We start from the raw sequence: 25,656 nt of genomic DNA on the forward strand, positions 1-25,656 counted from the left end.
CATTGAACACAGCAAGATCGACCTCTTGTGGGAAAACAACACACGCGCGCGACAGAAGCGCTTCCACCCGTTAAAGGGGCTCATCGCCCGCTGCGGTACTGGTATTCTTTTTAGATCAATCCATGACGTTGCGTCTGCATTGAAAGCCCACACGCCACGCGTAATGAGTGCAGCGCGTGCCTGAATTCCCGCAGTCACTTGCTCAGAGAGCGATGAAGTTGGCAACGAATAGCAAGGCCGCGCAAGGGACACGCTTTGTCGAACGCATCTACAGTTTGCGCATTGCCGGGCTAGGACTTGGTTTCTTCTGTGTCGCTTCCGTATTCGCGCAACAGCATCGTGGCTTCGTGCTGTGGGCGCTGCTCGTGCTCCATGGCTTCTTCTGGCCGCATGTCGCGCGGCGTGCTGCGCTTGCCTGTGCCGTGCCCTCGCGGGGCGAGCGCGTGAACCTGATGGTCGACGCGCTGCTGGGCGGCTTCTGGGTCGTCGCGATGCGGTTCAATGTGCTGCCCAGCATGCTGATTCTCGCGATGCTCAGCATGGACAACATCGCCGCCGGCGGTCTCAGGCTATTTGCGCGCGGGGTGGTCGCGCATGGGCTCGGTTTGCTCGCGGGACTTGCGACGCTGGGCTTCGTCTTTTCGCCGATATCGCAGATGCCTGTCGTTCTCGGATGTCTGCCGTTCCTTGTCGTTTATCCACTCGCTGTTGGCCTGACTAGTTATCGCCTGTCGCTCGAGCTTGCGCAGCGCACGCGGGAACTGGAACGTCTGAGCCGGACCGACGGTTTGACGCGCTTGTGGAACCGGCGGCATTGGGAAGGGATGCTCGCCGACGAATTCGAACGATGCCGCGCGAACCGCTACGCGTCGTGCCTTCTGCTGATCGACCTCGACCACTTCAAGCGCATCAACGACACGATGGGCCATCCTGCTGGCGACGCCGTGCTACACGCATTCGCGAATCTGCTGCGCCGCCATTTCCGTGCGGGCGACAGCATTGGGCGCTACGGCGGCGAGGAATTCGGCGTCGTGCTGCCGGGCGCGACGCTGCGCGAGGCGCACGCCGTCGCGAAAGCGCTGGTGCAGCGTGTGCGCGAGAAGTGCAAAGAGGCTTCGGCGGAATGCCCGTGCACGATCAGCGTGGGCATCGCCCAACTCACCGACGATTTGCCCGACTATCACACGTGGCTGCTGGAAGCCGACCGCAGCCTGTATCAGGCGAAGGCGACGGGGCGCGACCGGATCGTCGTCGGCGGACTCGCGCCCATGCAGGAAGTCGCGCGTGGCTAAAGCGGCGCGGGCCGCGCGACAACGCAAGCTCAAGACACGTGCCTAAAGAATAGCGCTCAAGCGAAGCGCCTTGGAGCGCATCAATAACGCTCGCGAAAATCGAGCCGAACAGCGTCCATTCGACGACGAGGCTCAACGCGTTTTCCCGGTAAAGACCAAAGCGTGCATTAACACAATCTTCTTCTGGAACTTGCGCGCCGAAAAAGATTTGCTTAACCAGAAACGGCGCCTCTTGGCGCAATACCTCGCAGCGTGATGCTGCGCTCTTTGCGCAGCATGCGGCTTTTTTCGCGCGTGGGATGCGCGACCGTCTCTTCGTCGGCGCCCGAAGGCTCGACTGCATAGCCGCGCCGTTCCCATGCGTCGAGTCCGCCTCTTAGCGCGCGGACCCGCGTAAAGCCCTTGCTTCGCATATGCTGCGACAGTGCTTTCGCCGTGACATCGTCGGCGCAAATGCAATAGACGACGACATCGCGCGCGAGCAATGCAGCGTCGATGGTGCCGGGCGAATTGATGTCGAGCGGCAGCGCGCCCGGAATGCGCTGCTGCGCTTGCGCTCGCCCCGCTTCGGGGCGGGCGTCGAGCACGATGGGCGGCTTGTCGGCGTGCATCATCGCATCGAGCTGTTCGGGCGAGACGGGCGCAAGCGACAGCGGCTGTTGCAGCCGCCAGCGCTGGATCAGGCGGAACGCCAGATACGCAATTGCGATGGCGAACAGAACATCGACGATCGTCCAGCCATGAGCCCGCACTTCGAAAATGAGCAGGGTGAGCTGATGCTCGAATATCGCGCCGCCGAGCAGCCAGAACGTTGCCCACGCGACGATGCCCACGGCATCCCACGCGAAAAAGATGACGGCGCCGACGCGCGTCGTGCCCATCAGCGGCGGCGTGATGATCGCAAGTCCCGGCACGAACTTCGACACCGACACGATGGCCGGGCCAAAGCGAATGAAGAGCGCGCGCGCCTTGCGCATGTGCATTTCCACGGCAGCCGACAGACGGGCGAGCGCGCGGATCAACCGCCGGCCGAGCAGGCGCCCGGCCAGGAACCATGTGCCGTCGCCGATCAGCGCGCCCGCAAGGGCCGCTATCAGCACATGCCAGAACGACAGATGGCCAGTCGCGATGGCCGTGCCCGCAAGCAGCAGCACGGGCACGGCGGGCACCGGAACACCGAGGCGCGTGAGCAGCACGTTAGCGAAAACGACGGTTGCGCCCCAGGTAGAAATTGCCGACGGGTGGAACTCGACCAATTGCAGCGACTCCTTGGCGCTCTGCATTGCTTCGTCTCGCGTTGCCTGTCGCGCGGTTCGCGCCGGCAGCCGCTCATTGTTGCACGGCTGGACGCATCGCGCGTGTCGAGCGCATCGAGCGTAAAGCCGAAGCGGAAACGATACGCAAGACTAGCGCCGGTTCGACGCAAGCAGCGTGACAGGAATGTCGGTGCATCCGATGCTGCGCGAGATTTCGAGCTCTCGCCACTCGCCGTCGCTCGATTTCGACGAGATGAGCGGATCGAGTTGATGGTCGGTGCGCAACACGTTGAAGGGCCACGACGGCCGCAACAGCCGTTCGTGTACGAGCGAGCCGAGCCAGATAGGTGTCGGCGCAATGCCATCGTGGCGTGCAACGGCATAGCGGGTGCGCCAGAAGCGCAGCACATCGCGTTCGTCGCGGCGATCGCGCGGTCTGCTGAAGACGAGCATCGACGGTTCGCCATCGTTGAGCTTTGGCAGCACGGGCAGGTCCATCGCGGGCACGTCGGGCGATACCAGCGAGAACAGACTGCGCGCGTTGAAACGCGTGCCCTCCAGCCAGCCGTGGCTGCGCAACTGCGCGGCGATCTGCTGCGGATTGGCTGTCCATTGCAACGTGATGGGCTCGCGCCGGTCGCCTTCCATGTCGGAGCGGTAACAGGGGAAGATCTTCCACAGCGAGTCCGTCCATTGCGCTTGCGTCACGACGACAGGGGGACGCTCGCGCATGGGCCGTTGCGCATCCGGCTGGCGTCCCAAGCCGATCTGCAAACCTACGCTCGCGCACAGCACCGCGAGCAGAACGGCGGGCATGGCTTCGCGCAACGGCGGCGTTTCAGGGTGCCGCCATACGGCCGTCAGCGCGACCACGGCCACCCACACGGCTGCGAACGCCGCGCCGCCCACGGCATCGGAGAACGCAAAGCGTCCCGAGTACAGGCCCCCGAAAGCGATGACGATCACGATCAGCGTGGCAAGCGCCGTCACCGCGATGCCCGTCAGCATGCCGACGCGGCGCGCGACGACGAACGCGAGAAAGCCGTACACGGTGACGCTCGCCGCGACGTGATTGCTGGGGAACGCGTAGATATCGGGTTGCGTGGCGGCAGGCGGTGCGTGATGGACGATGACCTGGATCGCGAAGATCAGCAGTTGCGAGAACAGCACGGCAGTGAGCCAATAGATGAGTGTGCGCCAGCGCTTCTCATAGGCCATCAGAATGACGGACGTGATGACGAGCGCCATCAGCGTCGGAATGCTGCCGAGTGTCGAAGCGCGCGCAAGCGCGTCGTCGATCCACGGCGCGCGCGACGATTGCAGGAAGCGATAGACGGACATGTCCACCTGAACGAGCGGATCGCCTGCCACGACGTCCTGCATGACGCCAAAGAATACGCCCGCGCACAACAGCACGAACAATGAGATGCCGACAAGCAGGCCAATGGCTTCGCGTTCCGGATCGACGATGCGATAGATCAGCCGGCCATACGGTGCTTCGTGATTGCGTGCCCAGTTCAGGATGCCCCGGCGCGATGCGCTCGCCCATGCGCGCGCATGCGAGACGATCACGCGCATGATCCAGAAGCAGGCCCACACGATGGCGACGACGATCGCGAGCGCGGCGACGAGGCGGAACGATACCGCGCCCGCCAGCTGAATCGACGCGCCGAATACGACGCCGGGGAGGATGTGCGCGGGTGCCCATAGCAATGCCGAGAGCAGGTTCATTGCATAGAAGCGCGCGGGCGGCATTTCGAGCATGCCCGCGACGACGGGCACGACTGCGCGCAGCGGCGCGGCAAAGCGCGCGAAGACGACGCTCTTTGCACCGTGTTTGTCGAAGTACTTCTGGCCGCTTTCGAGCAGGCCCGGATGCGTGCTGAACGGCCAGAACCTGCCTATCCTGTCTTTATAGCGGTGGCCGATCCAGTAGCTCATTCCGTCGCCCGCGACGGCCCCTGCAATCGCGCACGCGAGCAGCCAGCCGAGATTGAGCGTGCCCGTGCCGACCAGCGCGCCTGCGATGAACATCGCCGTGCTGCCCGGCACGAAGGTGCCGACGATCGCGACCGCTTCGAGAAAAGCCGCAAGAAAGACGACGACGAGCGTCCATGCCGTATGGCCTGCAAGCAGGTGCAGCAACTGGACGTACGCGTGCTCCATCGATTTCTCCGGGTATTGAAGCTGCTATCCAAGAGCACGGCGACGCAGCACGGTGACGCGCATGGCGCGCAAATCACTCCATGAAAGTCTACCAGTGTGCTCATGCCAGGCGCAGATATGCGGCTACGCATCACAAGCAGGATATGGAGACTCAACGTTCGAAAGCCACTGCTTATTCTCGCGACATGCCATGCCGCAACGACGACGCTTCAAAGCACGACGCTTCTAAGCGGTTTCGGCGAGGCTTCAAAGATGCTTCAACGTTCTTTAAAGCGCTTCAATGCAGCCTTGACGATTGGGTGTTACAAACCTTATGCGAGTCTTAAGGGCGACAGCGATATAAATGCGCAACGGTTGTCTTATTCACGCTTCAAAACCATAGCGCTTCTAAGCAATTCCGTGGCATAGTCGGCCTATGCAATTCAAAGGGAGGCAATAATGGCAACATTGGAATCTATCCAGGCACGTATAAAGAAACTGCAAACCCAGGCCGAAGCGATCGTCACTCAACGCGCTCAGGGCGCGTTGGACCAGATCCGCGAACTGATGATCAAGCACGGTCTCACGACGGAGGATATCGAGCGGCGTGCAAAGGCCCGACGCGAACGCGCGCGCGCAGAGCGTCTCGGTCTTTCGGGCGGCAAGGCAAAGGCGGCGACGGCTACGAAAGGCAAGTTGCCGCCCAAGTACCGCGATCCGAAGACAGGGGCGACGTGGAGCGGTCATGCACGTCCGCCGGCATGGATCAAGAATGTGAAGGACCGCCGCAAGTTTCTGATCGATCCGGCTGAGGCTGTTTCTGAAGCGGCTGTGACCGTCAAGGCGGCCGCGAAGAAAACGGCTGCAAAGAAGACCACTGCAAAGAAGACCACCGCAAGGAAAACTGCGGCAAAGAAGGCGGTGACGGTGAAGTCGGCGGCGGTCAAGGTCGCGAAGAAAGCGGCCGTCAAGTCTGCCGGCAAAAAGACAGTAGCCGGAAAGACCGCCGCGAAATCGGCCGCGTCGACGGCTGCAAAGAAAGCGGTTGCAAAAAAAGCGGTTGCTAAAAAAGCCACCGCATCCAAAACGCCCGCAAAAAAGGGCGTCGCAAGAAAGGTCGGCGCGAAGAAAACGCCCGTAAAGACCGTGGAGCCCGTCGTTGAAACGCCGGCGGCAGTGCAGGCGCCCGCCGAGACAACAGGCGAGGCTTGAGTCGCGCGGTCGACGCGTAACGCTACGACACGACCCGGCCGGATCTCACGAGGTCCGGCCATTCCCCCGGCGCGGTGCATCAGCCCCTGCGCCGTCATTCGCAGCCGGCTTGCTCAACGGCAGCTTTGCCGCTTTCCGCGTGCTTAAAGCATTCGAACAGACGCATTTCCGCACATCGGTCCGATCCATTGGCGCTTCGTTCGTCTGCTGTCAATTTGCCCCACAAACATGAGTTTTTCGAATGCCTGCCGGAGGTCGGAGGTCGGTGGTCGGCGAGCGGTTGCGCGTGCGTCGCATATCGGGCCTGCGCATCGTCGATGCGTCGATCTTCCCGAACATCACGTCGGGCAATATCAGTGCGCCGACGATGATGGTCGCGAAAAAGGGTGCAGAGATGATTCTCGAAGACACGCAAGCGCGCGAAGCGGCAAAGGCGATAGTTGCCGCGCACCAGGTTTTTCTGAAGAAGCCAGCGGTCGCGTGTACGGAGTTGATTGCCTGCACGCGGCCGCTTTGTTTCTCTTCTCGCGAATCGCGCTCAGACGTCTTCGAGAAAATTCGCGCGGCCTTGCGTCATATCGCGCAGTGCTTCGCGCGCGGCGTCGATGGCGGTGATGGGCATGCGTATCGTCAATTGCACGCTCATTCCATAGGCGCTCGATTCGAGCGTGTGACTTTCCTGTTCGATCCAGCGGCGCACGCGTGCTTCGTCGGGGTAGCCGATTTCGACGCTCAGCGATGCGAGCGCAATCCGCTCGACGCGCGGCGCGTCCTGTAGCGTCGTCGCAATGGCGTCGGTATAGGCGCGCACGAGGCCACCCGCGCCCAGCTTCACCCCGCCGTAATAGCGCACGACGGCGGCCAGCACGCCGTCGAGATCGTGGTGACGCAGCACTTCGAGTATCGGGCGGCCGGCCGTGCCGGAAGGTTCGCCGTCGTCGGACATGCCGGACTGGCCGCCCGCGAGGAGTGCCCAGCATACGTGCGTAGCAGTGGGGTGCTCCGCGCGCAGGCGCTGAAGTTCTTCCATCGCGGCGTCACGGTCGGCCACGGGAATCGCGTAGGCAATGAAGCGGCTTTTGCGGATTTCGAGTTCCGCGTGAAGCGTCGAGGGCAGCGTAAAGGTCGGCAAAGCAGATTGCGAACGGTGATTAAAGGCGCGGGTGCGTCCGACATATTAACGGATGTGCGAGCGCGGCCTGTCTTCGAGGGTGGATTGGCTGCTCGCATTTTGACGCATCTGGCAAGAGTCTCTTGCTGACTTGCATGATGACGCAACTGCACCGCGAGCCGATAATGCATCGCATGACGGATCTAGCTCTGGCTGGAGCGATGCCGGACTCCTCATCCGGTGATCCGTCATATCAAACAGGCTCCAAAGCCACATCACGCAACGGTTTGACGGATTACGCGATTTCCGCAAATCTTGGTCATTTCCGCAAAAATATCCGACTGACGAATCCGAACCGGACCCAAATCGCGCTAGACTACACCTGTATATTCGTACAGGACTCCGGTGATGGGGCTGTTTCAAGATCCAATCGAAGGCCGCTCATGTTGGAATTGCGAGTGGTGGGAGATCGAACATCCTCGCCCGAGCACAATCGCATGCCTGCGCGATGGACGGGTGATCATGCATCCGTTTCCGGACACAGGGTGTGCTTTCTACGCGCGCGCCATCGGGAGCGACGACGAAGGCGTGCTGAATGCTCGCCAGAAGAGATGATCGAATCATCCGACCTGATGCACACCACGCTCCAGAAGCGCCCATTCTCCAGCCGAGACTGGATCTACGAATGGAAGTACGACGGCTTCCGCTGCCTCGTCAGAAAACATGGCGCTCAGGTCGATCTGATCAGCCGCGAGGGCAAGTTTTTCAACGGGTCGTTTCCTGAGATCGTCGAGGCTGTCGCCGAGGTATCGGGCGATTGCGTCTTGGATGCCGAACTCGCCGTAGGCAGTGCGCGCGGTAGAGAATGCTTCGCCAGCCTGCAACAGAGGGCGCGAACCGTATCGCCGAGAAGCGTCCCGGCAGCGGTGAGAAAATGCCCCGCACGGCTCTACGTCTTCGATATGCTCATGGATGGCAAGGAAGACATGCGCGGGCTCGCGCTAACCGAGCGGAAGGAACGGCTACGCGATGCGTTCGACGACACACCGACGATGGTCTATGTGACGGACGTCGAGACGGTCGGCGAGCTCGTGTTCGAACAGGTGTTACTTCATGACTTCGAGGGAATGGTGTGCAAGCGGAAGGATTCAGCCTACCTGCGAGGCAGGACGCACAACTGGATCAAGGTGAAGAATCCGGGGTATAGCAGGCCGGAGGCTTTGGGATGGCGAAGGAAGTGACGCGTGGCAATGCCAGCGATTGAGGGGTGTGGCGCCAGACGACCGAAGTCGACCGGCGCCAGAAACATCGAATAAAACTTGTATTTCGCGAATACAAGGCAGGTACTGTTAAGCGGCGGGCTTGACGTCCGACATCGCCGCGATCTTTTCGATGCGGACCTGATACTCGCCCATGTCGTGATCACCAAAATTCCAGCCACCCGGCCACTTGTTGCCGTCGATCATGGCAAACGTGCCGCGATCGTCTTTGAGCCAGATATGCTGGATTGGCGGTCGAGACTGCCAGCGCTTGTCGAACCACGGCCACGAACACCAGCCGTCGCGCCCCGAGACGATGCATGTCATGCGCGACAATTCGGCGGCGTAGGTCTTGTAGAAGTCTGCCGCGAGGAATTTAGGCTGGGCGAACGAGTATAGAGCGCCGACCTGATCGGCAGGCAGGTAGGCCAACGACAGGGCCGCCCGGGCCGCGCCAAGGGAGTGCCCGCATACGTTCAGCACCGTGCCAGCCGGAGCCGTCGAGAGCGCCCAATCGAACACGTGATCCATGCCGTCGCAGACGCCCCGGGTGACAGTTCCACCTTTGACGGCTACGGGCTCGAGTTGCGTGTCGCGGTAGATGTCGAGCAGTTGGCCCTGACTCGCCCGGGTGCCGCTGATAGACAGCCATGCAGCGCCGCCCGGGTCGACGGACAGACACGCTTGCCGTGAATCGTCCTGGAACTGCGCGACCCATATATCGCCAAGCGCTTCGAACGCCGCTTTGCTCTCGTCATCGTTCTCGACGTATGCGGAGTTCGCCCGTTTTGCGGCCAGAGCGAGAGCATGGAAGTCGATCACACCGACCTCCACGCGCCGCGCTCCAGAAAGCCATGCCATTCTGGCGGCGATTCACCCGACTGCGTGACGAGGATCGACGGGCTAACCGTTATCGATCCATCCTCATGCTCAACAACTGCATGGGCAGTGAGGTTGGCGAGCTTTCCATCTGGCACGCACGCATACCAGTTGCCCTTGTCGGCGTCCCAGCGCCCGTAATCGCCCGGCTCCAACTCATGCGGAGCCTTGTCGTAGACGCGACGGCCCTGCATCACTGGCTCGCTGCCACAGGCGCAGCAGCCGTTGCAGCGCTAGCCTTCGACGCCGCAATCGCATCCGCCACAACCTGATTCAGCACCGGCTGTGCGAGCTGGAGTGCAAGCAGGATTGCGGGCTGATTCGGGATGGCGGGCACCGCTGCAACGATGGCCGTCACTGCGGGGAAGAGCGTCGAGTTGAACTTCTGCAGGTCGGTGAGATCGACCGTCGCTGCCGCCGAGCAAACTGCATCGTTGATCGGCGCGACTTCCGCCAACTTGTCCTTCTGGGCTTGCGAGAGGAGGACGGACGCCTTCAGGATTTCGATGTCTGCCTTGACGATCGGGCAGAACTGCGCCGCGAGTTGGGCCGGCGGTATGACGGGGATCGAGACGGGCTTGACTTGCAGACCCGAGCAAGCGGAAAGAGCGAGCGCGGCTACGCCCGCCAGGACTACGGCGATTCGTTTCATGGTGAGGGAATCCGGGAGTTGAGACGGGGATTAAGCGGCGGGGGCTTGCTTGTTCGCGCGTGCGGCGATGTAGTTTATGGCAGCGTGGGCGCCCGCGGCGATCAGGCCGGCAACGAGCGACGAGACGCTAGCCGGGACTGGTGCGTGCGAGATCAAGCCGAGCGCCCATTCGACTGCGGGCATAAGCGTGGCCGTGCTGATGGCGATACCGCCAGTGTTCAATGCTGAGTTCATGTGTGCTCCAAAAGAAAACCCGCGCGCGGCGGGTCTTGGTTCAATCAGGGAACGACGATGTAGCCGCCCGATGCGATTGCGGCGTAGCCTGTTGCACTTGGATGCAGCCCGTCTGTCGTGTAACCGGGTGCCTTCCAGAGGTTCGTGTTCTTCCCAGTCTCAACGCCGAGCGCCGCATCAAAGAATTCGTCAAACTTGAACAGGCCCGCGCGCAGATAGTTATTCACCTGCTGGCGCTGTTTGTCCTTCGTCGCATCGACGGGAGTTTGGTTGGTCGTCGTGGCCCAGCTATCAGTCGAGCCCGTTTCGCCCATCATCGTCGTCTGGTAGAAGTACTTGTCCGGAAACTTCGCCTGAATCATATCGAGCAGGTTCAGTACTGTGTCCGCGCCTTGCGAGTTAGCGTAGATGTCGTTGATGCCATACTCGCTGACGATGTGCGTGCAGTACTTGCGGATGATCGACGCGCGATGGTTAAAACCTGTCTTCGCCGCCGAGTCCGTCAGTTCTCCGTACTTGGAGAGGTTCGTGTATGCGCGGGTCGGGCCAACAGATCGAGCGAGCCAGCCGATGTCGAGATTGCCGTTTCCGGTATCTCCATATCCTTCGCCGCGGCTATCACCGATCAGCGCATAGCTCGGCAACGTGGTGTCGCTGACGATATAGGCCGGTCGCGCGTGGGATGATCCATCACCACCAGCAAATGTTCCGCCCGTTCCCGTCGCATCAGTCTGAGCCGTGGCGCCGTAGGTGAAACAATCACCATCCGTCGCGTCGAGTGCAACGATGTTGCTGAACACGACAGAGCCGGTCGATGCATAGTTTCTCCACTCGCGGATTGCGAAGGTCGCGCCGTCAGGAATCGAGACCGTCAGCCAGTCGGATTCGAGCGTCGAGAAATCGGCTGCCGTGCCAGTGTTTGACGCACTGAACGTCAGGCGGCCGGCAATAGTGCCAAGCGGGTATTCGACGGTCGCAGTGATCGTTGCGGGACCACCCGCTGCAACCTCGCCAGCATAGGCAAATGAGTTGCCACCGTTCGCCGCCGACACATACCAGTTCGGGAATCCGACCTTGATACGCGTCATCGCACCGCGCGCCTTGTGAATCGAGCGCGACATGAAACTTGTATTCGATACCGTGCCGTTGGTCGGAGCCTTGCAGCGGGTCGCGGTCAGGCCGACGTGGCTTGTGCCGGTCTGCCATTTCGCGCCGACACCGGGGACGCCCTGCGGGCCAGTGGCACCGTTTGCTCCGTTCGCGCCGGCGACGCCCTGAATACCTTGCGCCCCCTGCGCGCCTTGAGGCCCAGGAGTGCTCGTCTGAATGATCGTCATAAGGTCAGAAAGGAATGGTTATGCCGAGCTGCAGCAGAATCTGCCCGGAGAGATACGTGACGATTTCTCCGGAGGGGAACTGGATGCGGAGGTCGTAGTAGCCCCACGGCGCGGTGCCGGGGTTCATCTGCGACAGGGGAGTAACGCCGGGCTGAGGCTGGAAGGTTGCCGTCTGTGTACCGGGCACATTCCAGTTGATCTGCGCTGCTGCACCGTTGAGCGTGATCGATCCGGACGCAGTTGAGAGGTCGAGCAGGACAACAGGACTACCCACAAAGGCGCGAACCTGCATGTGCACCTGGCAGCCCGTCAGGTTCATCAGGGAGCCGTCATCGTTCTGCAGGATGAGTTGCTGTACCCACGAGTCGCCTTGGTTAATAATGAAAGTGGCGGTGTCGGTCATGTCACACCTGATCGTGATGGATGACCTGCGACGGCGTGAACTGGTAGCCCTCGCGGATGTACCTTTGGGCTAGGTGCAGTGGATACGGGAGCATGTGGATTCCCGCATCCTTTCCGATGTGATGGTCCGGGCACAGAACGCGACCGTTAGCTAGGGCGTTATCGACGAAGGCGTAGACGTCGCCATGTGAGAAGAACGCTTTCCAGTCGAACGTCTGCGCGTCCGGCCCGTACATGCCGGCTTCGCAGTCGCGCTGCACGAGTTTGAAGTCGATCGCGTTGGCCAGCGAGCGCTCTACAGGATGGTGGTGTACCTGAGCGGGCTTGCCAGTCTCTTCTGGCGTGCGGCCGCAAATCCAGCAACGATGCCCTTCGCGGTCAAGCAATTGCGCCTTCGTGTGGCGGAAGAGGGATGTTTCCGTGCGCGCCTCATGGCCAGGGATTTCCACATCGACGCTTAGGGTCAACTTCTCTTCGTGAACTTGGGTGACGTCGGTCATGGCTCAGAAATGAAAAAACCGCCCGAAGGCGGTATGCGTGAGAGTGGTAAACCGGGTTTAACTGTTTGGCTGCTAGCTCGGCATCGCGCCCGTTTCCATCGCCTTGCAGAGGCGCACGGCGCGCTGACCTACTTGTCCGTACCAGTCGCTTGCCTTCATGCCAGCAGCCGCAACTGCGTATGACCCGCGCTGCATGGCCGCAAGCGTGTTCTTAAAGCCGAGCAACTTGCCGATGCCGAGGTTGAACGCCATATTCGCGACGACGCGCTGGCGAACCTCATCAAGCGATCGCCACCACGGAAGATTGCGATCGAGGACGGCGAATGTGTCCGCAACGTCGCCATCGAGTAGTTGCTGAATCTGCGCATCCGATAGCGGATAGGCCCAGCTCGACGGCAAAGGCTTCGCTTGCAGGTTGCGACCGACGCCCGTCGTTTGAATGCCCTTCGTGTCGCGATAAGGCCAGCGACGCACGCCTTCATCGCGCCGCAGTTCTGCTTCGAGAAGTTGGAGGTCCATTGCGAGCGCCCAATAAAAAACCCGCGCGCGGCGGGCTATACCTTCTATCGGTGTGGCGAGGGATAAGACTAGAGAAGGATCTTGATCAGCTTGTAGAACTCAGCGACCACGTTCGGTACGGTCCCGTGATTGGCGTAGTAGATCAGCGCATAGATGAACAGCAGCGGCAGGCCAACCGGCACCACAACCTGCCTCAACAGAAACCGCCACGCCGCAGCGAGCCGACAGAAAAACCGCACCGTCGCAATGCCGTCTTTCCATGCTTCGCGCATGAATGACGTATCGGCAGCAATGCTCTTCGTCAGGTCTGTGTTTTCCTTGATTGCTGCATCCTGGGCGTTGAGGCGATCGACGACGTTCCTTCTGAAGTCGTCTTCGGGCATTGAGATCATCTTTTCGGCTTCCAAAATTGCCCCGGAATGGTCGTGTGAAATTGTTGTTGACAGGCGTACCCGACGGGTACATACTTCGCCTCAATGAGCCGCGCATATCGTGTGGTTCGACACTCCGACAAGGAACGACATCAAATGAAGAACTCTCTTCGTGCGCGCCTCTGCGCAACTGGAACCGCCAATGAATTACGAGCCGCCAAGCCCAGAAGACCTGGAACGGCTGAAGAACGAGCTGGGCAAGAGCAGCGGCGAGATGGCCGAACTGTTCGGACTTGCAAACGGGCGTCAGTGGCGTCGGTATCTGTCGACGGACAAGGCCAACAAGCGGGACATGGGTCTGCACATGCTGTTCTTCGCAATGGCTCGACTGGTGCTCACCCCAGAAGATTTCGAGCGGGTCTTGGCCCGCGTACGGAAGGTGGGCGCGTCGGTCGATCTATCGGCGGATGGAGAAGATTTGCGATCGCAGGACTGACCGCCTGTTTGGCGGCTTGTGGCGGCGGCAACGATCAACCAACCGCGCAGCCAGTAGCCAAGCCCGTCGTCATCGCTGCACCGGCCTCTGAGGCATCAGCTCCGGTTGCTGCATCTTCACCAGCAGCATCAGTGCCTGTTGCTTCGGAGGCGGTTGCGTCGGGGCCTGTTGAGGCTTCCGCGCCAGTTGTTGCGAGCGATCCCGTACCGCCCAGGACTGTCCAGATCGACGTCTACGGCGACGACAGCATGATGGGCTTGACCGCCATGAACTACGGCATGGCGACCATCACGCAGAACTCGGAGCCGAACGTCTCGCAGAAGATTCTGCGCGCGCAGTTTCCAGGCGTGACGATTGTTAATCGAGCATCGGGCGGAAGGGCGAGCACGCTGGTCAACATGATGGTCGGCATGGACGGAGGAGGGCCGCCGTTCGCGCAAAGAATTGCGTCATCCAAGGCGCAGATAGTGCTGCTGAATCATGCGATCAACGACGATCTTAGCCAGTCGCTTGCGCCCTATACGGATGCGCTGATTCAGTGGATTCAGGATGCTCGAAACGCTGGCAAGGTTCCAGTTTTTGAGGAGCCGAACCCGGTCTGCGACGGCGATCATCCGCATTTGGAAAATTACGTCGCGACGATGAACAACATCGCGATCGGCTACAACGTTCCTGTCATCCACCAGTACCAGGAGATTCTGAATCTCCAAGACTGGAAGACGCACATGTGGAACTGCTTTTTGCCGGATGAATATCTGCTCAGCTTCAAAGCACAGCGTCAGGCCGAAGCACTCGTGCCGATCGTGAAAGCTGCGCTCGGAGAATAAAAATGCATACGCAAAATCGGGTGGTTCAATCGTCGCGTGTTCGCCGGGCGTCACGCAAACCTGTCGCAGTAGCGCGCGCCAATCGCAAAGTCGGCTCACGCTGGCGCGCTGCGGCTGTCGCGATGTCGCTTGGTTGCGCCGCCGCAGCAGCGCACGCCGAATCGTGGTTCCAGTTCGAAGCTGGGGCTGGCGTCACATTCGCCGAGCGACTTGGCGATGACATGTACTACCAGCGTGGCTTCTCGCACGATACGCCGAACGGCTCATATGGCGGGCGGATTGGTATCCAGATGAACGTTCTCAAGCCGGATCATTGGACGCCGGGGGTTCATTTGCACCTCGATTACTACAACTTCGGCAAAGTGCGCTGGAGTTCGACGGACGCGGAAGATCCGAACCCACAAGGAACCTCGGGTTACAACGTCGCCACGCAGAAGTGCAACGGCAACAACTGCGGTACCTTTCGCAACTTTGAGTCGACTGGCGGCATTCAGGCAATTGCCCTGACCATCGAGCCATATTGGGACATTGGAAGCGGTTGGTCGCTAGGCGTCGAAGCTGGGCCGTCGCTCTTTCGCTCGACATGGTCGGCCACTGCGACGGCGCTATCTGATGGCGGCTTCGGGCCGGCGGGGAGCCAGGAGCAATTCAGTCGCCAGCCGCGCACGCAGTTCGGTTGGCTCATCGGCGCGTCGATCAGCAAAGGCCCATTCAGTCTGCGTTACAACTACCTGCGCGCGCCGGTCGATGGATCGAACAGCGGAACGTCATCGCGCGTAGGCGGCGGTCAGTGGGTGCCGAGCGGCATCAATGGGGTGCATATGATCTCGCTGAACTATACGTTCTGAATGATCCGAGAAGGGTGGCTACTTCCTGATGTCAAAGAAGGATGCCACTCCGTCGCTTCGGACCAGCGCAGGACCATGACCGAGCGCTTGGGCCAGTTCCTTCTCTACCTCGGTGCCGTTATCGGCGAAGCCTCGACGGTCGATGTAGATCCCAGAGAATCCGAGGCGGCGCACTTCCGACAGTTGATCCTGAATCGGATGCTTCGATAGCTCACGGAAGAACCGATCGCCCTGGCGTCCGGCCATACCACCGAAACTCCATCGCAGATGGTCGGAGTTTATGAACCCTGTGCCAAGCTCATACACTTCAAGACGATTGAGTGGCGCCGACTCGGGGAAAGCGATATACGGTAGATCGTAGACCGCCGCGCCGGCCGGCATCGTCGCCTCTATCTGGCGAATGAACGCGCGGTCGACAGTAGCTTTCGCGAACGCATAATCGGTCAAGCCTCGGAACGATTTCGGAGTCTGATCAAGTATCCCGATGGTCAGCACGAGAGCAGACGTGATAGCTAGCGCATGCCGCCTCATCGAACCGGTGAAACGCTGAAGCAGAAACATCGCTGCGAGCAGCGCGGTGCAGTTGATGAAGATGCTGATGCGATCCCATCCCCGTATCAAGGGAGAGACGAGCAGCGCGAAAATGACGTTGAATCCACCGACCGTCGAGACCAGCAAGATTGACAGCGTGATGATCGAGGCAAAGCCGAAGTTCGGCGAGACGCGCTTGCCCGCGAGTGCAGCGACAGCAGAAATCAGCAGCGCGACAAAGCCCATAACGCCGATGATGCCGAGCGATGAATTCGTGTTTGAAAGCGGAAAAGTTGAGTCGTAGTTGCGCGTGAATTCACCAAGCGCGGTGATGCGGTGCTCGGGTTGCGGAAGTAGCAAATGTATCGTTTTCAGCGAATACCACTCCGACTCCCACGCGAGGCGCGCCGCTACTTCCGGGTTTGCGCCTTCATGCGCGCGATACACGATGTTGGGCGCGAGATTCGTGATCACGACGACGCCCACAGCTAGAGACAACAGTATCGCGTTCCAGATGGGACGCCAGCGCTTTGTCCTGAATGCGCCAACAGCGCCGCTGATGCACACGACGATAAGGCCAAAGAACGCATAGTAGACACCGAAGCAACTGACGATGACCACACCGCATACAGCCGACAGCAAATTGCGAGGCCGGGACAGATCGGCATGGCTCTGCCCATACATGAACAGGTTTCGCCCGTAGTGGACGAACAACGGCACGCACATGTACCAGAGATACAGGTCGTGCCCCATGAAAAATCGCGCAAAGTGAAAGGGCGCGAATGTGAACAGCATGGCCCCGACGAAACTCCAGCAATCCCGCAATCCGAATGACCGGAATGCGACCATTGTCACCGCGAATACAGCCGGGAAACTGAGCAACAGAAACAGATCAAACGCGGCGAACGGACTGTGCGTCAGCCAGCCAAGCAACTTGAAAAGCGCAAAGTTAGCGGCGTCCGATCCGGGGTAATCCAAAAAATTTGAACCGAAAGGGAAGCCGCTGCGCGGGTTATCGAAAACCCAACCTTCCATGGTTCGACGTATCAGCCACAGAATGGCTAGACCGTCTCCCCGATAGGTGTATGGAAGGCTGAAGTTCGGGATCAGCCCTCGAGGCCAACCCGTCAACAGGACGCTCGCCAACTCGAAACTTCCTACGCAACCGATCGCCAGCCATCCCCACACCTCCTTGGCATGATGCCACAGTGATTTTTGTGACTCCAAAGTCTGGCCCGTGGATTTTTGTGACGCCAAAGACTGTTCCGCGACTTCCATCGCTCCCCCTGATCTTGAAGGAGGGATTGTAAGCCATCGGCTACAATGTCTTACCTGCGATTACAGGAACTGACCATGAGCAACAGATTACGCAGATTGTTCGTGAACATCCTGCCGCTTCTGGTGATGCCCGTGCTGGCTGTTCTGATGTTCGCGATCATGTTCGCCACGCACACCTGGAGGGTAGATTGAATGCGAACCCGAGTAAGCAAACTGTTTGATAGCCTGTTTCCGCTGCTGATTGCGATCGTGCTGGCGGCCCTGTTTTACCTGACGATGAAGGCCATGTATTTACACGGTCTTCGTTGAGGGCGCTGTGAACACCTTTCCGTCGTATGACCATCCTTGCTGAGGCTGCGGGCTAACGCTGGTGATGTCGACCATTGTTGAGACCAGATCTGGCGTGTAACGTCGCTCGATCGGTACTTCGTCGCCAAGTTTCCACGCCAACGCGATGCCAGCCGGATTATCCGCGTCATACTGCATGGGTGGGATTATCTCGGCGACGATGCCTTGCTGGATCCGCGCATAGGTTTTCATTTACGCATACTCCCAAACGGTGATTTCGCCGCCCACGCCAGCGCCGCTCGCCGCTCCAGTCCCATTCGATGGCCCACTTGAGCCCCCAGAGCCCCCAGAGCCAGGCGAGGATGCGCTGTTGCCGGAACTCGTCCCGGATACAAACGGTGCGCCGCCGCCGCCGAAGGCACTAGCCCCACCCGCTCCGCTAGATACAGAGCCTGTATTATAAAAAGCAGGGCCGCCAGGGCTACCTTGAAGATTACTATCGCCTCCCGATCCTATACCCGCGCCAGCCTGTCCGCTGGAGCCGCCGCCACCCGTATTCGCCACTCCTAGTGCGCCGCCTGAGCCGCCCGTTGCAGAAACTGACGCGCCAAACGAAGACGACCCGCCAGCATTCCCTGCGACCCCTGGGCTTGCAGCTGCGCCGCCCGCACCGACCGTGACAGTTGACCCATTGAAACCGCTGGTGAGATATTTGCGCGCACCACCACCGCCACCGCCACCGCTACCTGCCGCATATTGAGCGCTCGTTGTCGCTTGAGCGCCGCCGCCGCTCGCTCCGCCCCCCAATACCTCAACATAGACAGATGTGGTTAGCGTCTGCGCCGTGAACGTCGAAGAGGCCGTTGCATACGCGCCACCGTTTATCGACGACTGAAGAGTGCCCGCATTATTGCGATACCGAGTAACACGCAACAACCGCCCCGTCGCCTGCCCCAACTGCATAGCATGCTGGCTCTGCGTGGCGGGGGAGACTTGGAGGGCGCCACCGCTCGAGTCGAGCATGATGTACGAGCCGCCGCCGATCGAGCTGTTCCACTGGACCCAGACGTCGCCGTTCTGGATCGTTTCGCCGCCTTGTAGGGCCGCGTGAGCACCACCGACCACTGCAACCGTACCGATGCCATCATTGAGCGTCAGCGCAGCATTGTTCGCAGCAGGCGCCTTGTAGCGGATCACCATGCCATCGACGCGCGACGTGAGAGCGGGCGTCAGGGCGACGACGTGAGCGTTGGCTGTGCCGGTTGCTACTGCATACGACAGGTTGCCGTTCTGGATCGACGCGAGCAGGGACGACGGGAGGATCGGCGCGTTCGTCGCCTGGACGATGTTGCCAGCGGTGATGGTCGACTGGCCGTTCGCGACCGTGACCACCCACAGGCCTGTGTAACCAGAATCGGCTGCCGGAGTCACCTGCGATCCGGTCGTCGCCGCGGTGCCGGCCTTCGCCGACAGCACAACGATGCCCTTGCGCGTCGTTGCCTGAGCAGTGCCCGAGTTGTTCGGGCCGATCCATGCCTGCGTGGGATTCGAGGCATTGTAGTAAGGCAGAGCGACGTTATCTGTATCGCTGTCCTGATACGCCGCCTGGACCAAGTAGTTGATCGACTGGCCGCCCGTTGCCGGTGCGGGGCACGAGAGGTTCACCACGTCGAGCGAGATGCCGCTCTTCATGATCTGGTGCGCCGTATCAGCAGCGAGCGACGATTGCGGCGAGCTGTCAATGTTGATCAGCGAGTAGATCTCGCCCGGATTCACGTTGACGGTCAGCCCTGCGGGCGTCGTCGGCACGCACGACAGACCATTGACGACCGTCGATGTGCCAAACATGGCTGCGGCGAGCTTTGCGATGCCGATCATCGCGTACTTGCCGTTGCGCATGACATCCAGTTCTTGCGGGATAGCGCCCGCCCACGTAGTGACGCGATCAGTCATGTCGTCTCAGAAATGAAAAAGCCCGCGAGTGCGGGCCGTAGAAATGGGAAAGCCGCCCGAGGGCGGCTGGATGCGGGGTGTGCGGTGGATTACGGGATGACGCGGACGTTGTATGTCGATGCAGTCGGCGTGGCACTCGCAGATGCGCACACCTTGACCGTGACAGTCCCGCCAGTCGAGACGTAGCCGTGCCAGAAGATGCCATCGCCGAGATAGGTTGCCGGCGCAATGGCTACCGCCATGCCGGTAGTTGAGCCGGCGATAGACACTGTGCCAGAGGAACATGCACCGGCTGCGAGTGCGCTGCCGCCGATGCTTCCCGAAGTGCCAGTCAGAGGCGGAGTGAAGTTCGCGCTATCCCACGGAATGGCGCCGTTGAAGGTGGGGCGAACGGTGAATGATGCGCCGCCAGTAACCTGGAGCGCCGCTCCCGTAGGCGAAAGACGGGCCACCTCCGTCGTTCCGAACTTGAATATGAGCGGATTGACGAATGTCACGCTCTGCGGAACGTCGATCTTCCAGCTACCGCCGAAGGACTCGAAGTCAATACCTGTGAGCGCGGACGTGCCTGACGACTGATTGCTGACAGTGAATCGGGTTGCGTTATTCTGGTCGAAGCTGATACCGGCAGCGCCCGTGAAATTGCCGCCCGCGATCGGCATCGCGCCGAGATTCGAGAGCGCCGCGCTCGCCGTCGCCGCGCCTGTGCCGCCGCTCGCCATGGGAACCGGTGACGATAGTCCGGTTATCGTTCCGCCTGTAATGGCGGCTGCGGCATTGTCCGTTTTCGCAGCGAATGCGTTATTTAAGGCGGCTGCGGTCAGAATTTGGCCCGGCAGAAACTGCGCGTGCGTTACGCACGAAACCAACGCCAGCGTGGCCGCAATTAAAATTTTGCGCATTTGATCCCTAGAGCAATTGAGATTGATCGAGCACGAATGTGCTGTCGAGATATGTGACGGGCGGTCGAGGATTGGCGGCAATGGCAGTCCAGATGATCGTTCCTGCGGCCTTTGTCTGGTCGATGGCAGCGTAGATATCAGCATCGGTCACATCGTTCTGAACCATCGAAAGAGACGACCATTCGGCCTGTGATGCAGTGCTATACGCGCCAGTAGGGATGCCGTACCCAGCCACTGAAGGAATGCCAACGCCAGCCGGACGGTACGCGATGACAAACGCCTGATACGGCATCAGCATCGAACCGTAAGCCCCGGCAGCGCTATAGCCGATCAATGGGCCGCCATAAACACCCGTATCAGCCGGGCGCATCGGCTCAATGATGGTCGGCGTGCGTCCGGTTATGTCCTGCAAAACCTTGATGATGCCGTTGCGCGTGGCCCGTTCACGAAACATGTTCGCGATGATCGTCGCCAGAAACGATGCATCAGACTGGTTTGCCTTGCGCTGGACGGTCGAACCAAAGAAGTCCGACGCTATGAGATCAAGGTACCCATCGCTCGAAGTTTTGATGCGCGTCTGATTTTTCGCATACGCATAGAGCGAATAGATGAAGCTCAGCCCCGTTGCGATGCCTGTCAGGATCGAGTCGACGACTGGCATCGAATCCGATGTCGAACCAAACCAGCGCTGAGGCAATGCGGTTTTCAGGCGCGCGAAGGTATCGTTTTGATCTCCCGTCATCACGCCACCGATACGGTTCCGTACTTGACCACCTGGAGGCTCGTGGCCGCCAGATCAGAAGTTCCGCCGTTGAGCGTCGCCGCAGTAACATTCGTCACGCCCGGCGATGCGTCATATGCGACCTGCGAGAGCCGCGAATAGGGTAGCGACGTGCCGAGCGGTAGGCTATTGATAAACGTCTGCAACGCCGTCGTCACTGTCGCCACAACAGCCGAGTGCGTGTAGCCGGAAGCCGTCGTGATCGTCATGGCGACGTTCGCCGTCACGACGACCGGCGCATGCACTTCGTATGTGCTCGTGAATGGCCGAACCGCGTCAATCGCATTGGCTACCGTCGAGAGCAACGTCGAAGAAGGTGATCCGGTTCCGTCGTCCACTATGGCTACGATATTTCCCATCTGCGTCGCGCCGGCATAGTTCACGTTCTCAAGCAAGGTGTATTGCAGTCCTTGCTTGACTGCGAGAATCGCAGCTCCGATCGCCGCCTTCGTTGCCTTCGACAGGCTGTTGATGTACGTGACGAATCGCGCACGGAAAGCAGTATCGGTCTCGGCATCGGCAGCGTTCGTGAAGGCCGATGCGTTAGTGACGGTATCGACGTACTGAATCGCCTGCGTCAGAACGGTGATGGTGTTGGCGAGAACGTTCGTCGCCGAGCCGGTATTGACGGCCTGAACCGTGGCAACCGCACTTCCAACGCCAGCAGCAAGAACATAGCCGCCGAGCGTCGCGCTGTATGCCGTTTGCGTCGTATCGGCAATGACGGTGAATTGCTGCGTGCCGTCTGCCGTCTGAATTACCGTTCCGACCGGTACAACAGCCTGATACGTCGGCGTGAAGCGCGAGAACGTGACTTGCCCGGTCGATGAGGTAGCTGCAAGGCGCGTCAGGCCATAGTCGGCCATCCACGTATCGAGATCGGAGCCGTTCGACGTCGCTGCGCGCGTCGTGGCGAGTAGCAGAAGGATTAAGCCTTCGAGCCACACGACGACTTGCGCCACCGCTTCGATGATTGCGAGGTTGACGGAGCCAACCGTGAAGTCCAGCAGGACACGAGCTTTGGCTTGCGCGGACGTGGCCATATTGGACACAGCCGTTGTCAGTGACCATTGCTGAGGGGATGCCATGTCGTCCTAGAATGCAAAAAGCCGCCCGAAGGCGGCTTGCGTTGAGCGTCGAACGTCAGGAGTTGACGTTGAAAGAAAGTGTTGATGGCGACCCCGACCCGGCGATCGTGTACCTGATGTAGACGGAAATCGTTGTCGGGTCGATCAACGTCACAGTGACTTGCGGCTGCGGATTCTTCGCGACCGAATCCTCGAGCAGCATTTGCCCGCGGATCAGCGCGCGCAGTTTTGCAACGTTGACATTCGCGCCGACGTAGCGGGCGAGTCCTGCGCCGTAGTCAGGATGCAGCGGATAGTCGGGAGGTCCGTTGGCGTCGAGCGGATTTGTCAGCAGGCGCCGGATGACGCGCTGCTGGCTGCGGGTGGCGTCTGTTGCGATGCCGAGGTCGCCTGTGGGGCTGGTGACGATATCGTTCCCCCACAATTGCGAGCAGTCGGCCAAAAGTTGCGTCGTCATCAGCCGCCCGTAATCGTGGATGTGAGGTGAGAACTGCCCATCGTCTGATTCGGCGCCTGTGTGCTCCCGCCGTCGTGCTCAGGATGCGTGTGAGTGTTGAACAGGTTCACGAATGCCGACGTCACGAACTGGAGCAGCGTTTGCCCGTTCGCACCGAGTTTGATTGTCGGTGCCGTGACGCTAGCGGAACTCGTCGCGGTCACATTGGCCTGTGCGGCATTTGTGTTGGAGTTGCCCGTCACATTGGCTGTCATGTTGCCGCCGACCGTCGCGCTGAGGTTGCCCGTCACGTTGAGCGACACGTTGCCGTCGTTCGTGAATTTCAGGTAATTCCCCGACTTGTGCACCAGCCAGAACTCGCCAGACGGCGCGGCAGGCGGTTGCTCTACGTCGGTGAAGAAACGCCCAACCACGACGCCCGCATCCTGGTCCTCGCGGTCAAACGCGACCATCACCTGATCGCCGATGCTTGGCGCGGCAACCAGTCCCCATCCCGCACCGATGAATGTCGAGAGCAGGGGAATCCAGCCAGTACTGTCCGTCGTATCGGGCCAGAACTTGACCTTGACCGCATACTTGCTCGGGTCATAGGCGGTGATCTGCCCGACCCGATGCGTCGTCTTGTCGCCCTGAGCCATCTGCGCGTGGGCGCGGATCTGATTGAGAAAGCTGTCGATCATGACGGGATGATGGTCGTATCGAGACTGTGGTTTTTGCCGCGCACGCTCATCGTATAGCCTGCATCGAACGACATGCGCCTGCTGACTGACTCGACGTAGTACATGTCATCAAACGGCGTTTGCGTCCCGGAAACGCTCACCATCACGTTCGGCGTCAGGATGTTGTCGCCGGGCAATTCAGCCTGGAACTTGCGCTCGTGGAGGATGAGGTTGTCGTAGATGCTTTTCGCGCGCTGCTGCGCGTCTTGCTGCGTCAGGTTTGCGATGATGTAGCTATAGACTTGCTCAGGCGCCGTCGCCGCCCCCGGCTTGATGCCCTTGGCTTTACTGTCGGGGTAGGTGACTGTGAAGCCCTGTTTCTGCTTGTGGTTTGTGCTATGCACCTGGACAACGAGACCCTTGCCGACCGTGAGCGTCCGACTGAATGACATATCAAGCACGTTGCCCTGAAACGTCGTGCTCGTGATGGCGTCGGGGTTCTTCCACTGGAGCGCATAAGGCGTCGCCGTTTTCGGGTCAGGCTTCGGCCCGAAATACAACGTCATGCCCTGCACGTAGACCACGAAGTCATAAATGCTTGCCAGCCACGTGAGCAATTCCCATTCGGTCGAGCCGTGCCGATCATGAATCTTGTCGATTTCGTAGATCTTGCCGACTGCGCCCGTCGTTGCTGTGACCTGTGGCGTCAGGCCGTGGCGTTTTGCCAGCGTAGTCGCTATTTCGCTTGCCGTCTGGTTCGTCCAGCGGTCGAACGTCTTTGCATCGATCAGCAGCGACGTGTAATCGCGCCCCGACAATTCGACCGTTCGCCGCGCCGGATCGAATCGGATCTGATCGACGTTGCCGGTGATGAGTTGCTGAAGATCGGCCGTCCCGTACTGGTCAGGATCGCCCGGAAAGCCCGCGAAAATCTGCGCCTGAATCGGATTCGTGCCGAGCACATAGTTGATGTCGATCGGCGCCGTCAGAGCGGAGACGGGCAGGCGCATGCGGAAAGTGCTGGCCGAGTGCCACGTGTTCTGGTCGACATCCCATTCTATCCACGGAACCGACGTACCGGGCTGGCTCGGGTCGCCGAGCAACACCACGCCTCGCGGTTGCCGGGCGGCGGCGACCGCGGGAACGATGTTGAGTGTTGTCATCGGGCAATAAAAAAGCCACCCGAAGGTGGCTTGTGTTTCAATAGGCTACGGGTCAGGCAGTCTTTGGCGCGTCGCTCAGTTTCAGAAGCAGCTCGCACACGTCATCGAACCGGAGATATTCGCCGCGGCCACTCGATTCCATTCCGGGGCCGGAAAGATCATCGTCGACAACTTCATAGCGCTTCAGTTCGGATACCGCTTTCCATGCATCGTCTCGCGTCACAATTTTCTCCCGTCAAGTCGCCAAACCTGATTCTAGGTCAAGCACTTAGGAGACCGCCAGAATTATCCGGCGTGACTGGGATATTGAGTGTTTGAACGCCTTGCACGACGGGATCGCTGACGCCGTTAGCCTTCGCGATGCCAGTCCATGCCTCAGCCTTGCCGTAGACCTTCGCGGCCAACTGGAAGAGGTTCCCGCCCGCTACCGTGACCTGTTGCGCGGCACCTGTGACGCTGCCGAGATTGATCGACATGCGCCCCATGACCGATTGCAAGTTGTAGAGCAGGGGGGACTGCTGGTAGGCCGTGACCTGTGAAGCGATGTTCGCGACCGACGTCGAAATCGGGTTATTCGGCAGGATGCCGCCCAGCGTCGTGACGTTCGTCATCGTGTTGGCAGCCTGTCCGATTAGCGTCGAGACTTGCTGCTGAACGGCATTGATCGGCTGCAGGACACCGTTGATCGTGCTGGCAGTCGCGCTGGCGAAATTCGACACACCGGCAATCGCCGTATTGACCGTGCCCATCAAGCCGGTCAGCGTGCTATTGCCAATGAGGCTTGTAAGGCTGTTTGCGCTCGACAGGTCCGTGTTGATCAGGTCATTGATCGACGGACCCGCCAAAGACGTCTGAGGCTGCGAGTGATTCGCGACGACTTCGCAGACGATCCGGTACGGGATCATCCACTCACGTTGAAAATCCGCCTCGAATCGCCGGATAACGACGTCGTAGAACAGTTCCGACCAGACGAGAGGCAAGGAAACGCCCGCAATGCGCTGTGCTTCGAGATATTGCGCACGCTGGAGGGCGTTCTGACCCATGAACCATCCCGACCACTCCAGCGGCATGTCCGAGCGGCCCATCGCGTCAACAATGCGCGTGCCGCCGACCAGTTCCTGCACGATCAGGCGTTGCTCACCACCGAACGTGATGTGCTCAGGGACTTCCAGATCGGCAAAGAGGACGTCGCCGAGGGAGAGGGAAGTCGCCATAT

The 25,656-nt window shown here is 60.2% G+C and carries 28 protein-coding genes and 1 pseudogene; 7 read left to right on the forward strand and 22 right to left on the reverse strand.

Annotated features, from left to right (window positions below; genetic code table 11):
• Positions 1 to 212 precede the first annotated feature (212 nt).
• Complete coding sequence (locus AB4Y32_RS15785; RefSeq protein ID WP_368722220.1) at positions 213 to 1,292, forward strand: diguanylate cyclase; 1,080 nt, start codon at positions 213 to 215, stop codon at positions 1,290 to 1,292.
• A 212-nt stretch (positions 1,293 to 1,504) separates the two neighbouring features.
• Here AB4Y32_RS15785 and AB4Y32_RS15790 read toward each other — a convergent pair whose 3' ends face one another.
• The gene (locus AB4Y32_RS15790; RefSeq protein ID WP_368722221.1) at positions 1,505 to 2,575 is read right to left on the reverse strand and encodes a DedA family protein/thiosulfate sulfurtransferase GlpE; all 1,071 of its coding nucleotides are present in this window, start codon (positions 2,573 to 2,575) and stop codon (positions 1,505 to 1,507) included.
• Between the two features lie 123 nt (positions 2,576 to 2,698).
• Positions 2,699 to 4,714, reverse strand: a complete 2,016-nt coding sequence (locus AB4Y32_RS15795; protein WP_368722222.1) for a bifunctional DedA family/phosphatase PAP2 family protein — start codon at positions 4,712 to 4,714, stop codon at positions 2,699 to 2,701.
• Between the two features lie 546 nt (positions 4,715 to 5,260).
• Here AB4Y32_RS15795 and AB4Y32_RS15805 point away from each other — a divergent pair.
• Together AB4Y32_RS15805 and AB4Y32_RS15810 are read left to right on the forward strand one after the other, a co-directional pair.
• Positions 5,261 to 5,905 (forward strand): H-NS histone family protein, encoded by a 645-nt coding sequence (locus AB4Y32_RS15805; RefSeq protein WP_439899801.1) that lies wholly within the window; start codon positions 5,261 to 5,263, stop codon positions 5,903 to 5,905.
• A 256-nt stretch (positions 5,906 to 6,161) separates the two neighbouring features.
• Positions 6,162 to 6,335: pseudogene (locus AB4Y32_RS15810) on the forward strand (GMC oxidoreductase); the annotation flags it as partial.
• 108 nt (positions 6,336 to 6,443) lie between these two features.
• Here the strand turns inward: AB4Y32_RS15810 and AB4Y32_RS15815 are convergent.
• Positions 6,444 to 7,037 (reverse strand): YigZ family protein, encoded by a 594-nt coding sequence (locus tag AB4Y32_RS15815; RefSeq protein ID WP_368722223.1) that lies wholly within the window; start codon positions 7,035 to 7,037, stop codon positions 6,444 to 6,446.
• A gap of 134 nt (positions 7,038 to 7,171) precedes the next feature.
• On the opposite strand from AB4Y32_RS15815, the gene AB4Y32_RS15820 reads away from it, so the two are divergent.
• Positions 7,172 to 8,257, forward strand: a complete 1,086-nt coding sequence (locus tag AB4Y32_RS15820; RefSeq protein WP_368722224.1) for an ATP-dependent DNA ligase — start codon at positions 7,172 to 7,174, stop codon at positions 8,255 to 8,257.
• 108 nt (positions 8,258 to 8,365) lie between these two features.
• Here the strand turns inward: AB4Y32_RS15820 and AB4Y32_RS15825 are convergent, their stop codons facing one another.
• The 9 genes from AB4Y32_RS15825 to AB4Y32_RS15865 all read right to left on the reverse strand — a co-directional run bounded on the left by AB4Y32_RS15825 (position 8,366) and on the right by AB4Y32_RS15865 (position 13,190).
• Entirely contained in the window at positions 8,366 to 9,109 is a 744-nt protein-coding gene (locus AB4Y32_RS15825; RefSeq protein ID WP_368722225.1) for a lipase family protein, read from the reverse strand.
• The gene (locus AB4Y32_RS15830; RefSeq protein WP_368722226.1) at positions 9,094 to 9,348 is read right to left on the reverse strand and encodes a hypothetical protein; all 255 of its coding nucleotides are present in this window, start codon (positions 9,346 to 9,348) and stop codon (positions 9,094 to 9,096) included. Before AB4Y32_RS15830 ends, AB4Y32_RS15825 begins: the two co-directional genes overlap by 16 nt.
• Positions 9,348 to 9,806, reverse strand: coding sequence for a hypothetical protein (locus AB4Y32_RS15835; RefSeq protein WP_368722227.1), 459 nt, complete (start codon positions 9,804 to 9,806; stop codon positions 9,348 to 9,350). Before AB4Y32_RS15835 ends, AB4Y32_RS15830 begins: the two co-directional genes overlap by 1 nt.
• A 30-nt stretch (positions 9,807 to 9,836) precedes the next feature.
• Positions 9,837 to 10,040 (reverse strand): hypothetical protein, encoded by a 204-nt coding sequence (locus AB4Y32_RS15840; RefSeq protein ID WP_368722228.1) that lies wholly within the window; start codon positions 10,038 to 10,040, stop codon positions 9,837 to 9,839.
• A gap of 44 nt (positions 10,041 to 10,084) precedes the next feature.
• Positions 10,085 to 11,377, reverse strand: a complete 1,293-nt coding sequence (locus AB4Y32_RS15845) for a GDSL-type esterase/lipase family protein (RefSeq protein WP_368722229.1) — start codon at positions 11,375 to 11,377, stop codon at positions 10,085 to 10,087.
• 4 nt (positions 11,378 to 11,381) lie between these two features.
• Positions 11,382 to 11,780, reverse strand: a complete 399-nt coding sequence (locus AB4Y32_RS15850; protein WP_368722230.1) for a hypothetical protein — start codon at positions 11,778 to 11,780, stop codon at positions 11,382 to 11,384.
• A 1-nt stretch (position 11,781) separates the two neighbouring features.
• Positions 11,782 to 12,279: a hypothetical protein gene (locus AB4Y32_RS15855; protein WP_368722231.1), complete on the reverse strand. Its 498-nt coding sequence runs from the start codon at positions 12,277 to 12,279 to the stop codon at positions 11,782 to 11,784.
• 72 nt (positions 12,280 to 12,351) lie between these two features.
• Positions 12,352 to 12,798 (reverse strand): glycoside hydrolase family protein, encoded by a 447-nt coding sequence (locus AB4Y32_RS15860; protein WP_368722232.1) that lies wholly within the window; start codon positions 12,796 to 12,798, stop codon positions 12,352 to 12,354.
• Between the two features lie 68 nt (positions 12,799 to 12,866).
• Positions 12,867 to 13,190: a hypothetical protein gene (locus AB4Y32_RS15865; RefSeq protein ID WP_368722233.1), complete on the reverse strand. Its 324-nt coding sequence runs from the start codon at positions 13,188 to 13,190 to the stop codon at positions 12,867 to 12,869.
• Between the two features lie 181 nt (positions 13,191 to 13,371).
• On the opposite strand from AB4Y32_RS15865, the gene AB4Y32_RS15870 reads away from it, so the two are divergent.
• The 3 genes from AB4Y32_RS15870 to AB4Y32_RS15880 all read left to right on the forward strand — a co-directional run bounded on the left by AB4Y32_RS15870 (position 13,372) and on the right by AB4Y32_RS15880 (position 15,340).
• Positions 13,372 to 13,665, forward strand: a complete 294-nt coding sequence (locus AB4Y32_RS15870; protein ID WP_368722234.1) for an XRE family transcriptional regulator — start codon at positions 13,372 to 13,374, stop codon at positions 13,663 to 13,665.
• Positions 13,666 to 13,673: 8 nt separating this feature from the next.
• On the forward strand, positions 13,674 to 14,492 hold the full coding sequence (locus tag AB4Y32_RS15875; protein ID WP_368722235.1) for a hypothetical protein: 819 nt from the start codon (positions 13,674 to 13,676) through the stop codon (positions 14,490 to 14,492).
• Between the two features lie 290 nt (positions 14,493 to 14,782).
• On the forward strand, positions 14,783 to 15,340 hold the full coding sequence (locus AB4Y32_RS15880) for a hypothetical protein (protein ID WP_368722236.1): 558 nt from the start codon (positions 14,783 to 14,785) through the stop codon (positions 15,338 to 15,340).
• 18 nt (positions 15,341 to 15,358) lie between these two features.
• Here the strand turns inward: AB4Y32_RS15880 and AB4Y32_RS15885 are convergent, their stop codons facing one another.
• The 10 genes from AB4Y32_RS15885 to AB4Y32_RS15930 all read right to left on the reverse strand — a co-directional run bounded on the left by AB4Y32_RS15885 (position 15,359) and on the right by AB4Y32_RS15930 (position 25,654).
• The gene (locus tag AB4Y32_RS15885) at positions 15,359 to 17,149 is read right to left on the reverse strand and encodes a hypothetical protein (protein WP_368722237.1); all 1,791 of its coding nucleotides are present in this window, start codon (positions 17,147 to 17,149) and stop codon (positions 15,359 to 15,361) included.
• A 291-nt stretch (positions 17,150 to 17,440) separates the two neighbouring features.
• Positions 17,441 to 17,689, reverse strand: a complete 249-nt coding sequence (locus tag AB4Y32_RS15890) for a hypothetical protein (RefSeq protein ID WP_368722238.1) — start codon at positions 17,687 to 17,689, stop codon at positions 17,441 to 17,443.
• Positions 17,690 to 19,390 (reverse strand): hypothetical protein, encoded by a 1,701-nt coding sequence (locus AB4Y32_RS15895; RefSeq protein ID WP_368722239.1) that lies wholly within the window; start codon positions 19,388 to 19,390, stop codon positions 17,690 to 17,692.
• An 89-nt stretch (positions 19,391 to 19,479) separates the two neighbouring features.
• On the reverse strand, positions 19,480 to 20,292 hold the full coding sequence (locus AB4Y32_RS15900) for a hypothetical protein (protein ID WP_368722240.1): 813 nt from the start codon (positions 20,290 to 20,292) through the stop codon (positions 19,480 to 19,482).
• Between the two features lie 7 nt (positions 20,293 to 20,299).
• Positions 20,300 to 21,034: a hypothetical protein gene (locus tag AB4Y32_RS15905; protein WP_368722241.1), complete on the reverse strand. Its 735-nt coding sequence runs from the start codon at positions 21,032 to 21,034 to the stop codon at positions 20,300 to 20,302.
• Positions 21,034 to 22,161, reverse strand: coding sequence for a baseplate J/gp47 family protein (locus tag AB4Y32_RS15910; RefSeq protein ID WP_368722242.1), 1,128 nt, complete (start codon positions 22,159 to 22,161; stop codon positions 21,034 to 21,036). Before AB4Y32_RS15910 ends, AB4Y32_RS15905 begins: the two co-directional genes overlap by 1 nt.
• A gap of 55 nt (positions 22,162 to 22,216) precedes the next feature.
• The gene (locus AB4Y32_RS15915; RefSeq protein ID WP_368722243.1) at positions 22,217 to 22,618 is read right to left on the reverse strand and encodes a phage tail protein; all 402 of its coding nucleotides are present in this window, start codon (positions 22,616 to 22,618) and stop codon (positions 22,217 to 22,219) included.
• Entirely contained in the window at positions 22,618 to 23,298 is a 681-nt protein-coding gene (locus tag AB4Y32_RS15920) for a phage baseplate assembly protein V (protein WP_368722244.1), read from the reverse strand. The genes AB4Y32_RS15915 and AB4Y32_RS15920 overlap by 1 nt, the downstream gene beginning before the upstream one ends.
• Positions 23,295 to 24,440, reverse strand: coding sequence for a phage late control D family protein (locus tag AB4Y32_RS15925; RefSeq protein WP_368722245.1), 1,146 nt, complete (start codon positions 24,438 to 24,440; stop codon positions 23,295 to 23,297). Before AB4Y32_RS15925 ends, AB4Y32_RS15920 begins: the two co-directional genes overlap by 4 nt.
• A 260-nt stretch (positions 24,441 to 24,700) precedes the next feature.
• The gene (locus AB4Y32_RS15930) at positions 24,701 to 25,654 is read right to left on the reverse strand and encodes a hypothetical protein (protein ID WP_368722246.1); all 954 of its coding nucleotides are present in this window, start codon (positions 25,652 to 25,654) and stop codon (positions 24,701 to 24,703) included.
• Between the last annotated feature and the right edge of the window lie 2 nt (positions 25,655 to 25,656).

Origin of the sequence: Paraburkholderia phymatum, assembly GCF_040965635.1 — a bacterium.
Classification (GTDB): Bacteria; Pseudomonadota; Gammaproteobacteria; order Burkholderiales; family Burkholderiaceae; genus Paraburkholderia; species Paraburkholderia phymatum_B.